This is a genomic window from Saprospiraceae bacterium, from assembly GCA_016712145.1.
In the GTDB taxonomy this organism is placed as follows: Bacteria; Bacteroidota; Bacteroidia; order Chitinophagales; family Saprospiraceae; genus Vicinibacter.
Window position 1 is genome coordinate 753,428 of record JADJRO010000003.1, and the last position, 17,441, is coordinate 770,868.

Here is a 17,441-nt window from a genome sequence, read left to right on the forward strand (position 1 = left end):
CATGAATAAAATAATTTTAATCATACCATTAATGTGTATTTCCCTGATGAATATTCAGGCACAGAATACAACATACATTTCATTGGAAAAACTTCTGCAACAAGTTGAAACTAATTACCCTTCCATATTACAATACCAACAAAATATTCAATCATGGCAGGCAAAAGCGGAAGGTGCCAAGGCATGGATGCCACCAACATTTTCAACCGGACTAATGCGCTTTCCTTACAAGCTATCGATGATAAACGAAAAGAATGACCCAATGAATCAGGCTGGAATAAACTTATCCATTGAACAAATGATACCTAACCCAAGTAAACTCAATGCAAAGAAAGAGTATATAATTTCATTATTGGAGGTTGAAAAAAGTAAAAGCGAATGGACTAAAAATGAATTAGCCAGAGAAGCAAAAATTTTATATTACAACCGATTTGTAAATGAACAAAAGCAAAATATTATAACCAAAAGCGAAGATGTATTAAATCTTTTATTGACAACAGCAGAAGCCAAGTTCAGCAACAATCAATCGCAATTGCAAACCATTTACAAAGGAAAAGCAAGGTTATCTGAATTAAAAAACATGCATTACATGCTCTTTGGAATGATAGCCGAAAGCAATATCGGTTTAAATATCCTAATGGTGAGAGATGTAAATTCAACAATAGAAATAGACACTCTGATTGAACCTCGGAATTATTCATTCACTTTAATCGATACGAACAATATTTCTAACAGAAGCGATATTACTGCAATGTCAAAATACATTCAATCCATGCAATTGGAGCAACAAGTAATGAAAATTGGCAACAAACCTGACTTTGGAGTACGGGCTGAACACATGTATATGTTTGGAATGCATAACCAATGGTCAGTAATGGGTATGATGACAATTCCAATAGTGCCCTGGTCATCAAAAATGTATTCATCTGAATCAAAATCCATCGGCTTTCAAATTCAGGCAATGGAATTGGAAAAACAAAAAATGGAACTGATGGCAAAGAGAATGGTATCTGAAAAACTCACTCTACTCAACTTTGAAACCAGGCAATATGAAAATTATAGAAACGAAATTATTCTGGCATTTGAAAATAATCTTCAAGCTAATTTACTTGCCTATCAGCAAAACACCGGTGATTTTTTCATATTACTCGATGCCTGGGAAATGTTATTGATGAAGAAATTGGAAATGAATGACAAGTTATTCAACATTTTAAAATTAGAAGCCGAATATGAATTCGAAAAAGAAATCAGATAGTAATCTTGGTTTGATGTTGTTATTATTTTCAGTTATAATCCTGTCTTGTAATAATTCCGATCATACCAATCATATTGAAAAACAAAAGTTGCTCAATGAAGTAATTTACACCTGTCCGATGCATCCTGAAGTTGAAAGTTATCAACCTGGAATCTGCCCAAAATGCAACATGAAACTGGAATTGAAAGTAAATGATGCATCGGATCAGATCATTTCTCCCAACAAGCAGGTTTTATCAAGACAGTCAACCGTAAAGTTAAACGCACAAAGTGAAACACAATCTTTGAAAGCACAAGGCTATATTGATTTGGACAGAAACCGCAATCAAACAGTTTCCAGTCGACTTGGTGGAAGAATTGAAAAACTTTATGTGAAATACGATTTGTAGTTCGTAAAAAAAGGAGATAGAATATTAGAATTGTATAGTCCCGAGTTAAATACATTTCAGGAGGAACACTTATTCATCTTAAAAACAAAAGCGGAAAAGTTCCTTTTAGAACAATCCAGACAGAAACTAAAATTTTTGGGTTTAACGGATAATCAAATTAATCTGCTAGAAAAAAACAAAACATTCACTCAAACAATAACGGTTTATAATTCGTCAAGTGGCTATATTTTTTTCAATACAGAATCCAACAACAATTCAGGATCTGAAAATACACAACAATCATCCATGAACAATATGAACAATACCTCAAAGAATAATCCTGATAAATCATTTGATTCGTCACTTAATCAAATCCGGGAAGGCATGTATATAAATAAAGGGGAAACACTTTTTAATATAAATGATTTACAAAATGTTTGGGCCATTGTTTCGATTCCTGCTGATCTTCATTCCACGATACAATTAAACAGTAAGGTAAAAATCATTTCAGAATTATTTCCGGACCAGCTGCTTAATGGAAAAATTGCTTTGATAGAGCAAAATTTTGAAGAAAATAAACAGCGATTTGTAAGGATAAGGATTGACTTACCAAATCCCAATGGTCAATTAAAATTAAATTCTCTTGTAACAGCAGAAATAAATCTTGGTTCTAAAGGTAATTTCCAAATTCCAGTTTCGGCAGTTTATCGCACAGGATTCAATTCTTTCGTGTGGGTAAAAACAGGAAATACTCAATCAGGTTCAGGTATTTTTAAACTTCGAAAAGTTAGTACAAGTTCACCTATTAATGGCATGGTTACTGTCATCAATGGGCTTGCTGAAAACGAAGAAGTCGCAGAGCACGCAGGGTACTTAACTGATAGTGAAACATTTTTAAATGACAATTGAAATGAAGGAAATAAAAGCTATCCTATATATAGCTGTGACTCTTTTATCATTGAGTTGCAAGAACAATAATGAGGAACATACTGGACATGAGATGGGTACGTATTATACCTGCCCTATGCACCCAAGTGTACAGAGCAATTCGCCCGGAGCTTGTCCTGTATGTAATATGTCTTTGATAAAAGTGGAGAAAAAAGAAAAATCACATGAAGGGCACAAAGGCAATTTTATTACACTTGATGCCCGGCAACAATTATTAGCTGGAATTGAAACTGATACCGTAAAATTCAAAACGATTATTCCCACCTCGACAATTCTTGGAACTGTGTCCATTGATGAAAAACAAGTAACAAGTATCAGCAGCAGAGTAAAGGGCAGAATTGACAAACTCTTTGTCAGATCATCCGGTGAGTTTATTCAAAAGGGGAATTCAATTTATGGAATTTACAGTGAAGAATTGGTTGCTGATGAAAAAGAATATCTTGCATTACTTGAACAAAAGAAACAGGCCATTTCATCGAACGAGACTTTGGATGATATTTTATCTGCATCCAAAAACAAACTTTTGCTTTGGGGACTTACTAATAATCAGATTTTTGAATTAGAAAAAAATAAAAAACCATCACTGCTAATAACTTTCTTTTCTCCGACAGAAGGCTATGTTACGGAATTACTTATCAAAGAAGGAATGTATGTCGAAGAAGGAGCGCCGCTTATGAAATTAGCGGGGTTAAAACAAGTTTGGGTAGAAGCACAAGTTTACACTAATGAAAAAATGAACAGCAATAATTTATTTCAGATTTTTTCAGAAACATCTCCAAATGAAATATACAACGGTCGGCTAGTCTTTAATAATCCAAGTGTAGAAAGCGGCCGTAAAATACAATTGCTCCGCATCACAGTTGATAACGCCAAGCACAAACTAATCCCGGGAATGATGGTATATGTAAGTCCGAAGAAAACAACACAGCCCGTTTTGCTAGTGCCAAAATCAGCCGTACTATTGGAGAGAATGAAAACAGTTTGGATAAAAACAGATGAAACTACGTTTGAACAACGCATGATAGAAACAGGTACAGAGAATAACTATTTCGTTGAAATACTGTCAGGTCTTAAAGCGGGAGAAATTGTTGTAACATCAGGTGCATATCTGATCAGCAGTGAGTTTATATTAAAAAGCGGAGCAGGGCAAAGGCATGAGCACTGATGACTTATCCTGCAAATAATATACTGCCAACTAGTTTAGGGATAAGTCGCCACTTTTAAATGAAAACAAAAAAAATAAAAACAATTGAAGAATAAAATTAAATCATGTCATCTTTTGTAAAGCTTGTTGACGAAAATCATTATATTCCATTTCGAGTATGCTATGTTTGGATGCGTGACATTCAAAATTTTGTAGATCTCCTCTTAGTGCACATCTATGCAAGCTACTATCGATATAAATGCTATTTCACTATTTGTGATGTCTTTGAAAACTTGATAGTTCGTATTGCAGAACACAAATCAACTCTTTGCAAAATACTCAAAAATAATTATATACTTAATGCAGTAAATTTATTTTCAATAAGTCGTACCTTTGTACAAGTGACCTGCGATTTTTTTATATGTGTTTCAAATTGAAAAGAAAATGAAAAACTTACATCGAATCAGATTGATTGTGCAAATCAATTTTCTTTTGTTTATACATGGGAAGAGAAAACATGCTCTTTTAGGATTATTTATAAGTATCCTTTTCCTGATGTCATTTCAGTCTTGCAATGAAAAAACGATTGATAACCATGAAAAAATGATTCAGATAATATCTGAATCTTATAAAATTTTTCAGGACAAGAACAATGGTTACTCAGTTGATGCTGCCATCCCTTCCATTGAAGCAAAGTTGCGAACAAACCTGACTTTAATGCAGCGTCTTGAAACAGAATATGCTTTGGGACTTGCACTTTTGAATACTGGAAACGAAACACAATCTCTCTCTATTTTAAATTCTGTAGTTAATCAGGTTAATGATCCATTCAACCCAAACACATCTTTTTTGGTAAAGAATCTTGCTTTAGCAAATCTAAGATTAGGTGAACGACAAAATTGTGTATCCAATCATTCACCAGAATCATGTATCATTCCAATAAGAGGTAATGGAATTCATAAATTCCAGACAGGTTCACGAACTGCAATTGAAATTTATGAAAAAATATTAATTGCTAATCCTCAAGATTATGAATCGAGATGGCTATTGAATATTGCCTACATGACCTTGGGAGAATATCCTAATAAGGTTCCTAAAAAATGGCTGGTTCCTGAGATTGACAAAGACCGATCCGGACTTCCTATAAAACCATTTCAAGATGTAGCCTCTTTACTGGGTCTTAATATAAGAAATAATGCAGGCGGAGCTATTGTAGAAGATATGAATAATGATGGATATTTGGATATTGTAACTTCGAATTGGTTGTTGAACCAATCCATGCATTACTTTCAAAATGATAAAAAAGGTGGATTCGTAGATATTTCGGTAAAATCCGGCTTATCCAGAATCCAAGGAGGAATAAATACATTGTTTGCAGATTATGACAATGATGGTGATGCAGACATCTTTGTCCTGAGAGGTGGCTGGTGTGAAGTATTCGGCAGGCAACCAAATACCTTGTTAAGAAATAATGGAGATGATACGTTTACAGATGTGACCATTGAGAGTGGTCTTTTTTCCAAACATCCAACCCAAACAGGAGCGTGGCGTGATTTCAACAATGACGGTTGGTTGGATTTATTCATAGGAAATGAATCTTCAAAATCAACAGGTCCGGAACCTTGTGAACTTTTTATAAATAATAAAACGGGTACATTTACAGAAGTAGCGGCGAAAGCAGGTTGTCAAGTTGTTGAATTTATAAAAGGTGTTGCATCGGGTGATTATAACAATGATGGCTTGACGGACCTCTTTCTTTCAAGTACATTTGGAAAAAGATTTCTACTAAAGAATACCGGAATTAAAAATAACATACCACAATTTCAAGATGTATCTCAGGAAGCTGGATTTAGAGACATAGAAGTACCGACGTTTCCTACCTGGTTTTGGGATTACAATAATGATGGATGGCTTGATATTTTTGTTTGCGGTTATGGGTTTGGAATATCAATTGCTCATACCTCTTGCACAGAAGCTTTGAATATTCCCAACAATGCCAGCTTTATGTACCTATATAGGAATAATAAAAATGGTACATTTACTAATGTCTCTAAAAATGCAGGATTGAATAAATCTGTTTTTGCTATGGGTTCTAATTTCGGCGACATAGACAATGACGGTTATTTGGATATGTATCTCGGTACTGGAAATCCATTACTTAGCGAATTGGCCCCAAATCGTTTATTCAAGAATATGGGAAATGAAACATTTGTGGATATCACCATTCCTGCACGTGTCGGAAATTTACAAAAAGGTCATGGTGTTGCAATCACAGATATTGATAATGACGGCGATCAGGATATCTTTATTGAAGTTGGAGGTGCTTTTTTGGGCGATTCATATAACAATTCACTCTACATCAATCCAGGTCAAAACAACAACAAGTGGATAAACCTTCGATTGATTGGAACTGAAACAAATAGATCTGCTATTGGTACACGTGTTAAGGTAAGCTTTAAAGAAAATGGAATCCAAAGAACTGTTTACCGTGACGTAAACACAGGAGGAAGTTTTGGTTGCTCTTCATTAAGAAGAGAGATTGGTGTTGGTCAAACAGAAATAATTGATGAGATCGAAATCACCTGGCAAAAAACACAGAAAGTCCAGACTCTTAAAAATGTAAAACCCAATCAGTTCATCACATTACAGGAAGGTGAGAACGATTTTAAAATTGTCGATATTCAAGAATTGAATTTTGCAGGTGATAGCTCCAAACTTAGTATGTGTAAACCAGCAACATTGTGAATTTATCTGGATTCTAAATTGGAATAATCATTTAGAAAAAAATATACAAATCCGTAGAATGCAATTTATATCCTATGAAACTAACATACATTTTATCTCCAGCCTTATGCTTAATATGGGTCGTCGGATTCATCAGCATCTTTCATAATTTGAGGTAATAATTGAATTGACTTCGTTTAAAGCCATCTGGATAAGCCTTATGGTAATCTTCCCACAAAAGCTGTCAGCCTTTGCATTTAAGTTGCTGTTCATAGTATGGAATTATGCTGAACAATCTTACATAAATATTTTAACTAAAATGCGTGAATTGTGCAACACTTTACTCTAAATGTGTAATGATTTAAGAATCAAATAACTCACCTTTGTTTTGTTGTGAAAATTCATTCACAATTTCAAACATAGTAAAGATGAGTCATCAAAAATTTAAAGTATGTATAGATGCCTGCAATGAGTGTGCAGCTGAATGCGAACATTGTGCAACTTCATGTTCAAACGAAAAAGAGGCTCAAAAACTAGCACAGTGTATTGAGCTTGATCGCTATTGTGCTGACATGTGTCGCACAGCCGCTTCTTTTCTGGCAAGATCAGATGAACATACTATCAACTTTGTAAATAAGTTTTGCAGTTTATGTGCAGAGATATGCAATGCCTGTGCTGTTGAATGCGAAAAATATACACATTTGGAGCATTGTAAAAAATGTGCAGAATCTTGCCGTAAATGTGCTGCTGAATGCATCAAGATGGGTAAAATGGAATTTGCAAATAACTAAAATAATGAACAACCTAAAACATTCAGAGTTGTTTAGGAAGTTTTTTTTAGGTTTTATGATTTTATTTTTGGGTATATTTTCATTATACGGTCAGCAAATGCCGATTATGAAAATGGATGCTTCTACTGCAAAACAAGAAAATATGAAAGATGGGCAACATCTGAAATGATAATAAAATATTTCTAAATGACTACAATCACCTTTCAATATGACCCTGGTTATTTATTAATTATATAGTAATATAGACCTTCGTTTTGACATCTAAAAAGTAACTAATATGAATAAACATTTAATTTGGATGATTATCGGTTGTATAATTCCACTGCTTCTGATTTTTCTTTTACCATTATTTGGAATAACAGGAAACTACCCCTTTTTCATATTTATTCTTGCAATGTTCGCTTGTCATTTATTAATGCCAATGAACCATCGACAACATCAAACGCATTCACAAATCCCTAATAAGGAAAGCCATGAATCACATAAACATTAGAAAATTTGGATTGGCATTTGGCCTAACGGGTGCATTGCTGCACTTTGGTTGTGTATTTGTCATGATGATATTGGGCCATGATAGCACCGTGAAATTTTTCAATACCTTAATTCATGGCTTAGATGTTTCGTCAATAATCAGAATGGAGATTTCACCTGTTGAAGTAATATTAGGTCTTGTGCAAGTATTTATTCTTTGTTGGCTAATAGGTGCTTGCATTGCCTGCATTTACAATGTTTCACTAAATAAATAATTATAAACTCAATACAACTAAACTTTTAAAAATAAACAAATGAAAAATATTCTTTTTGCCTTCTTCCCATTTGCAATGCTGTTTTTATTAACACAATGCAACAATGCCACACCTGATACCCTTTGCAGCAATGCAGAAACACGTGGAAAAATTATTTCAGCTTTAATGAACAATGACTCCTACATGAATGAAGTGATGGATTCCATGCGAACAAAACATCCTGATTTAATTCTATCGACTGCCTTTGTTGTTGTTACTGACAATACGCAAATGCAAGGAAATATGCTAGATAAAATGACTGACATGTGCAAGATGGATTCTTCCATGTGCAAAATGATGATGAGCAAAACAATGGCAATGTGTGATGCAGACCAATCCAAATGTAACATGATGATGGGCTCGATGCAGCCTCATCCGAATGTAATGAAGTCAATGCAAAGTATGTGTGACATGAAAGGAATGAAGATGGAACATAGTAAATAATTGCATTTATACAATTGAATAATATCCATTAACACTTAAATCAAAAAATTATGAATATGTATGAAGGTTATCACTTTTGGGGTATGCACCTTTTTTGGTGGTTCATTTGGGGAATCCTTCTTTTTTGGATTTTCGCAACACCTTACGATGTTCCGGGTCAGCGAAGGAAAAAAGATTCTCCACTTGATATTTTGCAAAAGCGCTTTGCTTCAGGTCAAATCACAATCCAAGAATATAATGAGAAGAAAAATATTCTCAAAAGTGATTTAGTTTAAAGCAACAATTTAGCAATACGGTTTGCAATCAATGCACCATTTGGGCTAATTATAATAAATTACAAAAGCTTCTTAGCTCGCTTTTGATTATATCTGAGTAATATCAAAAGCTATATTAGAAATAGCCTAAGGATATTTAGCGAACTAAGTATGAACTAAAAAAAATGTATATTAACTAATAAAATATTTTTTTAAAACTTGGCAACTATCAGCATAGCTGTAGAGCCGCAAACTATTAAAAATGAAAAAGCTAATGATTTTATTTGCAGCCTTTACTTTAAGTTCAGAGGTATTTGCTCAAGAACACAAAATGGAAAAAATGGATCCTAAAATGGAAAAAATGGATCCAAAGATGGAAAAACCTAAACATAAAAAGGACCATATTATGATGATGGGCGGTAAGATGATGATGATTAAAAAAGGTAAAACAATGGAGATGGACAAAGATATGTCGCTAAGTAATGGTACAAAGGTAAAGACGGACGGAACCATGAAAACAAAAGCTGGTAAAACGATGATGATGAAAGAAGGGGATATGATATACATGAATGGAAAGATGAGAAAGATGAAAATGGATGAACCTATGAAGAAAATGTAAGTAATTTTTTAATCAGTAGCCATTCTTTGTGTTTGATAATAATAAGAATGAAACTTGAATGAGTCGGCTCATAAAAATTCTGTTACAATGAAATTGTCTCCATTAAAATTCAGTGTTGCACTTGGTTTAGCTTTCAGCATCTCATTCATACTTTGCAATATCTTTCTTGTTATGCTCGGCAAGGAGATTACCCTTCAGGTTTTAAATTCTCTCTTTCACGAAATAGATTTCAAACCGCTGCTCATTGATAATGGATTTAGATTCGGTAAACTTTTGCATGGAACGCTGATGCTGTTTGTGGCAGGTACACTCATCGGATTCATAACTGCATTTATTTACAACTTACTCACCAAAATTATAACCACATCTTCAGAAGATGATTCAGAAAAACAACGTGATAAAGTAATAACCATTCATGAAAATGTCGATGACATTCAAATCCGTAAGCAAATCGGCTATAAAAAATAAATAATTCGTAAATTAAAATGAAAATCTTTCTCTCATTAACATCAATCATGCTCCTTGCAGCATGCGGAGTGTACAACAACATTTCTTCGGACTATGACCGTTCCGTTGATTTTACCAAATACAAAACCTTCGCCTGGCTGCCTGATAAGGATTCCACCAACACTCCCACCAACAATCAGATTATCCGCAACAACACCATCAATTATTTTTCGCATTGCATGGGCGAACGTGGCATGAAAGCCAATGTGGATAGTCCTGATGTGTTGCTACAGTTAGTGGTTTATAGTGTAAAAAAAGAATACACCACTACTTCACCTGCATTTTACAACTACCCAAGTTATAACTATTCGAATCCCTACTATTATCCTTATCCCAATTCATACTATTACCGTTCTCATAATTACAGAAATTATTACAATTATAATTCCATTTATTCAGGTAATTATTCCAATACCAATCGCAGTTATACAACTCAAAAAGTTGAATATACGCAAAGCATAATCACCCTCAATGTGATTGACGCAAAACAAAATAAATTAGTTTGGTTGGGCACTGCCGAAGGTGACTTATATGACCCTTCCTATATTGAATACAATCTGCATCCTGCTGTTTATGACATTCTCACCAATTATCCGGTCAATACAATTCGTGAACATAAGAAACCAAAAAGTTAATATATGAAACAGCACAAACATTCAACAGGGCAACAAGAAAGATACGGCCAATCATCTAAAAGCTCGAGGCAGCATGACGATGCCGCTAAGTCCACTTGCTCGATGGACCCTTGTCCAATGGAAGTAAGCGGGCAGACCGGCAAATGTCCAAAATGCGGGATGATGATTGAACCAGGTGCAGAAAAAAAAGAAATGATGAGATGTTAGTAGCTACATTATTCTCCTATGGATAATTTTAATTATATAGCATTAGGTGTTGGCATAGCAGGTAGCATTATTATTATATGGGGTGTTCTTATAACGCTATTCAATTTTTTTATAAATGAAAAAAATAATCTGATAAATAAGAAATTGCCAAACATCAGCGGAACTATAAGGTATCAATTCAGTGGGTACCTGATACTCGGACTTGATTTTATGTTGGCGGCTGACATGATTCATACCATACATAAACCGCAGTTAAATGAGCTGTATGTTTTAGCAATGATTGTAGGGATAAGGTCGGTTATAAGTTTCTTTTTGGTAAAAGAAATGGGAAGCAGCGAATCGAATACATCTATTTTACAAAATGAGGAAAGGCAATAAATATTTAAATCAGTAAGCAAATATCAATTCACAATTTTAAATCAAAAAAAATGACAACAATAACAACATCAGTCAAAAAGGAAAAAACAAATGGAATACCTGCTGCAAATAAAAAAACCGGTACCACAATGAAAGCATTAGTATATCACGGTCCCGGAAAAAAAGCGTGGGAAGAAAAACCGAAACCAACGATAACAGAACCAACCGATGCAATTGTAAAAATTCTTAAAACGACTATATGTGGCACAGATCTACATATTCTAAAAGGAGATGTTCCCACTGTTACAGATGGTCGAATTATAGGTCACGAAGGAGTTGGCATTATAGAAGATGTTGGAAAGGCTGTAACTAATTTTAAAAAAAGGAGACCATGTTTTAATTTCATGTATCACATCCTGCGGCAAATGCGAATATTGTAAAAAAGCGATGTATTCGCACTGCGAAAAAGGCGGATGGATTTTGGGTAATACCATTGATGGCGCACAGGCAGAATTTGTAAGAATACCTTTTGCCGACAATAGCTTATACCCTATTCCTGCCGGTGCCGATGAAGAAGCATTAGTGATGTTGAGCGACATTTTACCCACGGGTTTTGAATGTGGCGTACTCAACGGACAAGTAAAGCCCGGTGATACCATTTCTATTGTAGGGGCAGGACCCGTAGGCTTAGCAGCATTATTAACAGCTCAATTTTACTCTCCAGCTGTAATTATTGTGATTGATCAGGACGATAATCGCCTGAGTGTTGCAAAAACTTTCGGGGCAACACATATTATTAATAGCGAAAAAGAAAATGCAACTGATAAGATAATGAAACTGACAAATAACAAGGGCGTGGATACAGCCATTGAAGCCGTTGGCATTCCGGCAACATTTGAATTATGTGAAGCGATTATTAGTGCCGGTGGACATATAGCCAATATAGGAGTTCACGGTAAAAGTGTAACTCTTCATCTGGAAACTTTATGGTCTAAAAACATTTCTATCACTACCCGTCTTGTTGATACCGTTTCTACGCCAATGCTTTTTAAAACTGTTCTCGCGGGTAAGTTAGAACCAAAACAACTCATCACACATCGTTTTAAATTAGATGAAATAATTAAGGCTTATGACACCTTTGAACATGCAGCAAAAGAAAATGCATTAAAAGTTATTTTAACCAATGAATAACTATAAAATATGAAAAAACTAATGTTTTTAATCGCGGCATTTACTTCAAGTTCATTGTTTGCCCAAAACGATGGAATGATGAATAACAACAGAAATTCCAATGAAACTTACTCTTTCACAACAGTGGAAATGCTTTTGGGGGCTATTCTGCTCGTTTTAATTGTCGCAGGCTTGATGATGTGGTTTAATAACACCAGAAAAGTAAAATGACAATAAATAAGATTAACATGCTAAAAAAATTGCAATTGCCAAAACATCAACAATCAATAACAAATAAAATATCGTTATGAACAAGTCAATTTTTAATACCATGAAAAGAATCTTTTTAAATATTGACAACAGATTCTTTAGTTGGAGTAATAATATAATAAAGTTTAAAATGATTCAATTAATCATCATCTCAATTTTAATTCCCTTCATCACTGGCTGCGATGGTTGCAATAATGCTGGAGGAGATAAGAATAAAGACACAGTCGCTCCACCTAATGAGCAAAGGGTTGATGACCATGATGACATGAATACTCATCGGGGAATGGGTCATGACAACCATGGTATGGACACGATTCATCGGGAAATGAACAACACTCAACAGAGAAGGCACAATTAATTCATAATAGGTTTAAATATAACAAAACCCTGATCAATATCAGCAACGAAAAAACAATTAATAACAAATAAAAAAATCAGTATGAACGAATCATTTTTAAAAACTCTGATAAATATTTTTCATAATTCAGGTAGAAAGAAGATTACATCAAAATCTGAAACTATTGTCTTAATCATCCTGGTCATTGCATCTGTATTTACCACCGGTTGTAGTGACAATAATAATGCAAGTCGAGATCAGAGAAAAGACAATGTTACCAATCCCAATTTACAAAATTCAGATACTACTAAAGGTATTGAAATGATTTATGAGGGAATGGCCATGGTAAAATCAGGTAACGAAATGATGATTAAAGGAGATAGAACCAATGACAAGATTATGATAAATAGCGGGATAGCAATAATGGACAAAGGGATGGAAATGATAAAATCAGGCAAGAATTTGATTCGTGATGGTCAAGATGACCAACATGAAATTATGGATGAACACATGAGTAGGTCAGACAAGAACAATGCAATGCAAGACAAGGATATGGATATGAAGGATAATGGCATGGACATGATTCATCAGGGAATGGATATGGCGAAATCTGGAAAAATAATGACCGATAAAGCTCAAAAAACGAAGGATGTTGGTATGATGCAAAGAGGAATGGGCATGATGGACAGGGGAATGAGAATGATGACAATGGGCAAAGAAATGATGGAAAAAGACAAAACCGTGATGACCAACAATGGGATGGCTGACGATATGGATATGATGGATATGGGAATGGACATGATGGACAAAGGCAATGATATGACCGGCATGGGTATGGATGCTAAAGACATGAAGATGATGGATGGAGATATGATGGATAAAGGTATGGATATGATGGATAAGGGTATGAACATGATGGAAATGGGTGCTGGTAAAATGAAAAAGGATTCAATGAGTAGTGATCCCATGAAAAAAACTAAAGACACTATGCCAAAAGATCCCCCAATGAAGGACAATGATATGTAATTTCACTAGTCCTCAATAGATCGACATTCTGGAGGACTTTTTATTAAGGGATTTTATATGAATGTATTTTTATTTCAAAACAATCAACATTAATTACCATGAAGCATGTTCATGCTGTAACTTCTGCATTGCTTCTGGTTACCATTTTATTTGCAGCGGCATTTACTGCCTTCACTCAAACTGCTGATGAGCATGCTAAACATCACCCGGTAAAAACTTCACCAGACGCTTCTGCTGTAATGACTAATATGGCAAATTCGAAAGATTCAAACAGTGCAATGTCAAATACAACTCTTGATAAAAAAAGCGCTGGAATGGGTGGAATGATGGATGGAATGGGCGATATGATGAAGGAAATGGGTAAAGCACCAACTAAAGAAATTTATCCTTCGCTGATGCAGTTGCCCGATTTTGGCCCCGAAAAACGCGATGAAATAAAACAATTGGCAGATAAGCTGGTGTCAGAAGGAAATGCACTACTCACCATCGGATTAAAGCAACTTTCAGATGCAACCAGAGATCAGAATTATGAAGCAATGGAGGATGCCACCCAACAAATACACCGTGGGCAAACGATGTTAGAAAGCGGACTTGAAGGTCAGCGGGCTTTAGCCGAAAACAAGGACCCGCGCATTATAGCATTGCAGTGGTTTAAAAAGGAGACAGATCTTTCACACTCCGAAATCGTGCAGCCCCATGGCTTTTTTGGATTATCATGGTTTCACTACATAACAATGTTCACATTTGCCGCATTTGCCATTATCATGATTTGGATGTATTTCCACAAGATGAAACGAGCGAATGAACTCTTCCAAAAATTAGCGGGCAATACCAGTGAAAAAACAAAGCCACCTGGTAACTCAAAGCCCGATGAAGAAGAACGATCTGTTTCTACAACTGAATCTACTGGCAAACCTGAACCAAACACATTGAATTCCGACTTTGCCCCTTCTAAACCAAATTCATGGACGGGGACTTTACTTGTTGCAAAAATTTTTGATGAAACACAGACGGTCAAAACGTTTCGCCTTACCGACCCGGCGGGTGGGAATATCCCTTTTAATTATTTGCCAGGACAATTCATAACAGTAACTGTTGTTCCGAAAGGTGTTCCGGTCAAGCGTTCATATACAATTGCTTCGTCCCCGACACACCGGGATTACTGCGAAATCACTGTAAAGCACGAAGAGAAAGGAACTGTTTCGCATTATATGCACACCTATGTTCATGAGGGAGAGCTTATGCAGTTTACCGCTCCTTCAGGCAAATTTACTTTTACAGAAAAACATGCGGACAGTGCCGTATTTATTGCCGGCGGAGTCGGTGTAACGCCAATGATGAGTGCCATACGATATCTGACTGACCGTTCTTGGAAAGGAGACATTTTTCTTTTCTTTAGCTGTAAAAATGAGAACAGCATCATTTTTCGGGAAGAGATTGGATACTTGCAAAAACGCTATCCGAATTTTCATGTAGTGTTTGTCCTTAGCCAACCGGAGGGTGAGTCCGCTGATGGGTTTATTTCTGGGCATATCACAAAAGAAATTTTAAATGAGCGTGTACCGGATATAATATCCCGCATGATTCACATTTGCGGACCACCTCCCATGATAACCGCGGTTAAGTTGATGCTTGATGAACTGAAGGTGCCAAAAGAAAATGTCATGGTCGAGGTTTTTGCAGGCCCAGCAACACCTGGCCTTAAAACTTCATCAACCTCACCTGCAGAAGCTGGCAAACCAGATTTAGATAAAGAAGCTGGAAAATCATCCGCAACTGATGAAGCAGGAAAAACAGGAGTAGTCACTTTTGCTAAATCAAACAAGACCGCAATACTAACTATTGACAAATCAATTCTTGAAGCATCGGAAGAAGTCGGAGTAAATATTGATTACTCTTGTCGAATCGGAACATGTGGTATTTGTAAAACAAAATTGATTTCTGGCAAAGTAACGATGGCAATTGAGGACTCTCTGACAGAAGAGGATAAAGCACAAAATATAATCCTGGCATGCCAAGCCAAAGCAACTGAAGATGTCTCTGTTGATGCATAAATGTGATGAAAAAAGAACGGATAATAATGTGCGGTTTACTTGTGATTCAACTTATCCTTTGGCTGGGTTTTTTGTTTCACCGTTCACCTCGGTTTCCAGGAAGTTTAACTGGTGGAGTCCTCGCAATTTCAGGCACATTATTATTATTGGTGCCGCCGATATTTTATTCTGCAATAAAGAGAATACCGTTTTTAAAAGAAAAATTTTCGAATCGAATTTCACTTGGCACAATATTGAATTGGCACATTTATACCAGCATCATTGGTTCAATTCTGGCAATTCTTCATACTGGTCACCGTTTCGAAAGTAACCTGGGCATTTGGTTGACAACAATGATGTTACTAACCGTATTGAGTGGCTTCATAGGAAGATATTTTCTCACTTATTCCTCGCAAGAATTACGTGAAAAACAAGATCAACTGAACCTATTGGCCACGCAATACAATCAGATAGTAGGTGAGCTAGGACAGAAGCCTGAAGCTGAAACCACCTACGCAGCTTCTCATGGATTTGTTCGTCATGCTCTTAACAGTATTATTGGAATTGGAAATTCTCAGGCAGATTCAAAAGCCCCACTCTCCATCAGGGCAATGCGATTAGCTGAATCGATCTCTGATCTTGAATACGCTATAAAGACTCATGAATTATTCAAACGCCTCACAGCACGTTGGCTTAAAGTACATATTGTAACATCCTGCGTCTTTTACCTTTTACTCATTATCCACATCTGGTCATCTATATATTTTGGTTTACGGTATTTCAAATGAAAAAAATAAATATTATCATAGTACTGTTTGTCCTGGCTTTTGTCGCATTTGTTTATTTTAGCAATGGTGATATTACTTCAAAAATCAACTTGCAAAGTCAGGTGGGTCCAGGCAAACTGTCTGCTGCCCATGAGCATTTGTCAACTAACTGCGCTTCATGTCATACCGCCGTCAAAGGCATAGATGATGCGAAATGCATTAGCTGCCATGCTGATAATAAAGCATTGCTTGAGCGCCAACCTACAGCCTTTCATGCAACCATCGGTAATTGTGCTTCCTGCCACATTGAACATCAGGGTGCAGATGCTAACATTCGTGTGATGGATCATGAAGCGTTAGCGAAAATTGGTACGAAATTTATTTCAGACGGAACAAAAAATTTAAAACAGACTGACAATTCGCATATACCCGCTGATCATCCTTTGGTTTCACAACTTGTATCGCAACTCAATTGCGTTGGTTGTCATAGCACAAAAGATAAACACTTCGGATTATTCGGCAAGAATTGTGCTTCCTGTCACGCAACAACCCAGTGGACAATACCTGAATATCAGCATCCATCGGTTCTCTCTATTCAATGCGCCCAATGTCACCAAGCACCACCCAGTCATTACATGGAACATTTTGAGATGGTTTCTAAAAAAATAGCGGCCCGAAGCAAGGATCAGAATAATGGTTGTTGTGAAGGTGTTGTAGTTACCCAATGTTATTCCTGCCACAAAACCACTGCCTGGAACGACATCCAGGGCGTTGGTTTTTATAAGCATCATTAAACAATTT

Annotated in this window: 21 protein-coding genes and 1 pseudogene; all 22 read left to right on the top strand. The window is 35.8% G+C overall.

The window, feature by feature from the left end:
* The first annotated feature begins 1 nt into the window (after position 1).
* On the top strand, positions 2-1,255 hold the full coding sequence (locus IPK91_15765) for a TolC family protein (GenBank protein ID MBK8298700.1): 1,254 nt from the start codon (positions 2-4) through the stop codon (positions 1,253-1,255).
* On the top strand, positions 1,230-1,643 hold the full coding sequence (locus IPK91_15770; GenBank protein MBK8298701.1) for a hypothetical protein: 414 nt from the start codon (positions 1,230-1,232) through the stop codon (positions 1,641-1,643). The genes IPK91_15765 and IPK91_15770 overlap by 26 nt, the downstream gene beginning before the upstream one ends.
* A gap of 30 nt (positions 1,644-1,673) precedes the next feature.
* The gene (locus IPK91_15775; protein ID MBK8298702.1) at positions 1,674-2,531 is read left to right on the top strand and encodes an efflux RND transporter periplasmic adaptor subunit; all 858 of its coding nucleotides are present in this window, start codon (positions 1,674-1,676) and stop codon (positions 2,529-2,531) included.
* Between the two features lies 1 nt (position 2,532).
* Complete coding sequence (locus IPK91_15780; GenBank protein ID MBK8298703.1) at positions 2,533-3,735, top strand: efflux RND transporter periplasmic adaptor subunit; 1,203 nt, start codon at positions 2,533-2,535, stop codon at positions 3,733-3,735.
* Positions 3,736-3,839: 104 nt separating this feature from the next.
* Complete coding sequence (locus tag IPK91_15785; protein MBK8298704.1) at positions 3,840-4,151, top strand: hypothetical protein; 312 nt, start codon at positions 3,840-3,842, stop codon at positions 4,149-4,151.
* 7 nt (positions 4,152-4,158) lie between these two features.
* Positions 4,159-6,459, top strand: a complete 2,301-nt coding sequence (locus IPK91_15790; GenBank protein ID MBK8298705.1) for a CRTAC1 family protein — start codon at positions 4,159-4,161, stop codon at positions 6,457-6,459.
* A 407-nt stretch (positions 6,460-6,866) separates the two neighbouring features.
* The gene (locus IPK91_15795; GenBank protein MBK8298706.1) at positions 6,867-7,229 is read left to right on the top strand and encodes a four-helix bundle copper-binding protein; all 363 of its coding nucleotides are present in this window, start codon (positions 6,867-6,869) and stop codon (positions 7,227-7,229) included.
* 4 nt (positions 7,230-7,233) lie between these two features.
* Positions 7,234-7,398, top strand: coding sequence for a hypothetical protein (locus IPK91_15800; GenBank protein ID MBK8298707.1), 165 nt, complete (start codon positions 7,234-7,236; stop codon positions 7,396-7,398).
* A gap of 304 nt (positions 7,399-7,702) precedes the next feature.
* On the top strand, positions 7,703-7,975 hold the full coding sequence (locus tag IPK91_15805) for a hypothetical protein (GenBank protein MBK8298708.1): 273 nt from the start codon (positions 7,703-7,705) through the stop codon (positions 7,973-7,975).
* A 39-nt stretch (positions 7,976-8,014) separates the two neighbouring features.
* A complete protein-coding gene (locus IPK91_15810) occupies positions 8,015-8,458 on the top strand; it encodes a hypothetical protein (protein MBK8298709.1) in 444 nt (147 codons plus the stop codon).
* Positions 8,459-8,508: 50 nt separating this feature from the next.
* On the top strand, positions 8,509-8,733 hold the full coding sequence (locus IPK91_15815) for an SHOCT domain-containing protein (GenBank protein ID MBK8298710.1): 225 nt from the start codon (positions 8,509-8,511) through the stop codon (positions 8,731-8,733).
* A 241-nt stretch (positions 8,734-8,974) separates the two neighbouring features.
* Positions 8,975-9,331: a hypothetical protein gene (locus tag IPK91_15820; GenBank protein ID MBK8298711.1), complete on the top strand. Its 357-nt coding sequence runs from the start codon at positions 8,975-8,977 to the stop codon at positions 9,329-9,331.
* A gap of 87 nt (positions 9,332-9,418) precedes the next feature.
* Positions 9,419-9,799 (top strand): hypothetical protein, encoded by a 381-nt coding sequence (locus IPK91_15825; protein ID MBK8298712.1) that lies wholly within the window; start codon positions 9,419-9,421, stop codon positions 9,797-9,799.
* Between the two features lie 17 nt (positions 9,800-9,816).
* Positions 9,817-10,473, top strand: a complete 657-nt coding sequence (locus tag IPK91_15830; protein ID MBK8298713.1) for a DUF4136 domain-containing protein — start codon at positions 9,817-9,819, stop codon at positions 10,471-10,473.
* Positions 10,474-10,698: 225 nt separating this feature from the next.
* Complete coding sequence (locus IPK91_15835; protein ID MBK8298714.1) at positions 10,699-11,058, top strand: DUF1622 domain-containing protein; 360 nt, start codon at positions 10,699-10,701, stop codon at positions 11,056-11,058.
* A gap of 128 nt (positions 11,059-11,186) precedes the next feature.
* A pseudogene (locus tag IPK91_15840) lies at positions 11,187-12,228 on the top strand (zinc-dependent alcohol dehydrogenase family protein).
* A 9-nt stretch (positions 12,229-12,237) separates the two neighbouring features.
* Complete coding sequence (locus IPK91_15845) at positions 12,238-12,438, top strand: hypothetical protein (protein ID MBK8298715.1); 201 nt, start codon at positions 12,238-12,240, stop codon at positions 12,436-12,438.
* A 100-nt stretch (positions 12,439-12,538) separates the two neighbouring features.
* The gene (locus IPK91_15850; protein ID MBK8298716.1) at positions 12,539-12,835 is read left to right on the top strand and encodes a hypothetical protein; all 297 of its coding nucleotides are present in this window, start codon (positions 12,539-12,541) and stop codon (positions 12,833-12,835) included.
* Positions 12,836-12,916: 81 nt separating this feature from the next.
* Positions 12,917-13,840 carry a hypothetical protein gene (locus IPK91_15855; protein ID MBK8298717.1) on the top strand — a complete coding sequence of 308 codons (924 nt, stop codon included), beginning with the start codon at positions 12,917-12,919 and terminating at the stop codon, positions 13,838-13,840.
* Positions 13,841-13,938: 98 nt separating this feature from the next.
* Entirely contained in the window at positions 13,939-15,894 is a 1,956-nt protein-coding gene (locus IPK91_15860) for a 2Fe-2S iron-sulfur cluster binding domain-containing protein (protein ID MBK8298718.1), read from the top strand.
* Positions 15,895-15,899: 5 nt separating this feature from the next.
* Positions 15,900-16,661, top strand: a complete 762-nt coding sequence (locus IPK91_15865; protein MBK8298719.1) for a hypothetical protein — start codon at positions 15,900-15,902, stop codon at positions 16,659-16,661.
* Entirely contained in the window at positions 16,658-17,434 is a 777-nt protein-coding gene (locus tag IPK91_15870; GenBank protein ID MBK8298720.1) for a hypothetical protein, read from the top strand. The genes IPK91_15865 and IPK91_15870 overlap by 4 nt, the downstream gene beginning before the upstream one ends.
* Positions 17,435-17,441: the final 7 nt, after the last annotated feature.

Coding starts and splice junctions, on each gene's coding strand:
- IPK91_15765 (MBK8298700.1), top strand. CDS start 2: ATGAATAAAATAATTTTAATCATACCATTAATGTGTATTTCCCTGATG.
- IPK91_15770 (MBK8298701.1), top strand. CDS start 1,230: ATGAATTCGAAAAAGAAATCAGATAGTAATCTTGGTTTGATGTTGTTA.
- IPK91_15780 (MBK8298703.1), top strand. CDS start 2,533: ATGAAGGAAATAAAAGCTATCCTATATATAGCTGTGACTCTTTTATCA.
- IPK91_15785 (MBK8298704.1), top strand. CDS start 3,840: ATGTCATCTTTTGTAAAGCTTGTTGACGAAAATCATTATATTCCATTT.
- IPK91_15790 (MBK8298705.1), top strand. CDS start 4,159: ATGAAAAACTTACATCGAATCAGATTGATTGTGCAAATCAATTTTCTT.
- IPK91_15795 (MBK8298706.1), top strand. CDS start 6,867: ATGAGTCATCAAAAATTTAAAGTATGTATAGATGCCTGCAATGAGTGT.
- IPK91_15800 (MBK8298707.1), top strand. CDS start 7,234: ATGAACAACCTAAAACATTCAGAGTTGTTTAGGAAGTTTTTTTTAGGT.
- IPK91_15805 (MBK8298708.1), top strand. CDS start 7,703: ATGAATCACATAAACATTAGAAAATTTGGATTGGCATTTGGCCTAACG.
- IPK91_15810 (MBK8298709.1), top strand. CDS start 8,015: ATGAAAAATATTCTTTTTGCCTTCTTCCCATTTGCAATGCTGTTTTTA.
- IPK91_15815 (MBK8298710.1), top strand. CDS start 8,509: ATGAATATGTATGAAGGTTATCACTTTTGGGGTATGCACCTTTTTTGG.
- IPK91_15820 (MBK8298711.1), top strand. CDS start 8,975: ATGAAAAAGCTAATGATTTTATTTGCAGCCTTTACTTTAAGTTCAGAG.
- IPK91_15825 (MBK8298712.1), top strand. CDS start 9,419: ATGAAATTGTCTCCATTAAAATTCAGTGTTGCACTTGGTTTAGCTTTC.
- IPK91_15830 (MBK8298713.1), top strand. CDS start 9,817: ATGAAAATCTTTCTCTCATTAACATCAATCATGCTCCTTGCAGCATGC.
- IPK91_15835 (MBK8298714.1), top strand. CDS start 10,699: ATGGATAATTTTAATTATATAGCATTAGGTGTTGGCATAGCAGGTAGC.
- IPK91_15845 (MBK8298715.1), top strand. CDS start 12,238: ATGAAAAAACTAATGTTTTTAATCGCGGCATTTACTTCAAGTTCATTG.
- IPK91_15850 (MBK8298716.1), top strand. CDS start 12,539: ATGAAAAGAATCTTTTTAAATATTGACAACAGATTCTTTAGTTGGAGT.
- IPK91_15855 (MBK8298717.1), top strand. CDS start 12,917: ATGAACGAATCATTTTTAAAAACTCTGATAAATATTTTTCATAATTCA.
- IPK91_15860 (MBK8298718.1), top strand. CDS start 13,939: ATGAAGCATGTTCATGCTGTAACTTCTGCATTGCTTCTGGTTACCATT.
- IPK91_15865 (MBK8298719.1), top strand. CDS start 15,900: ATGAAAAAAGAACGGATAATAATGTGCGGTTTACTTGTGATTCAACTT.
- IPK91_15870 (MBK8298720.1), top strand. CDS start 16,658: ATGAAAAAAATAAATATTATCATAGTACTGTTTGTCCTGGCTTTTGTC.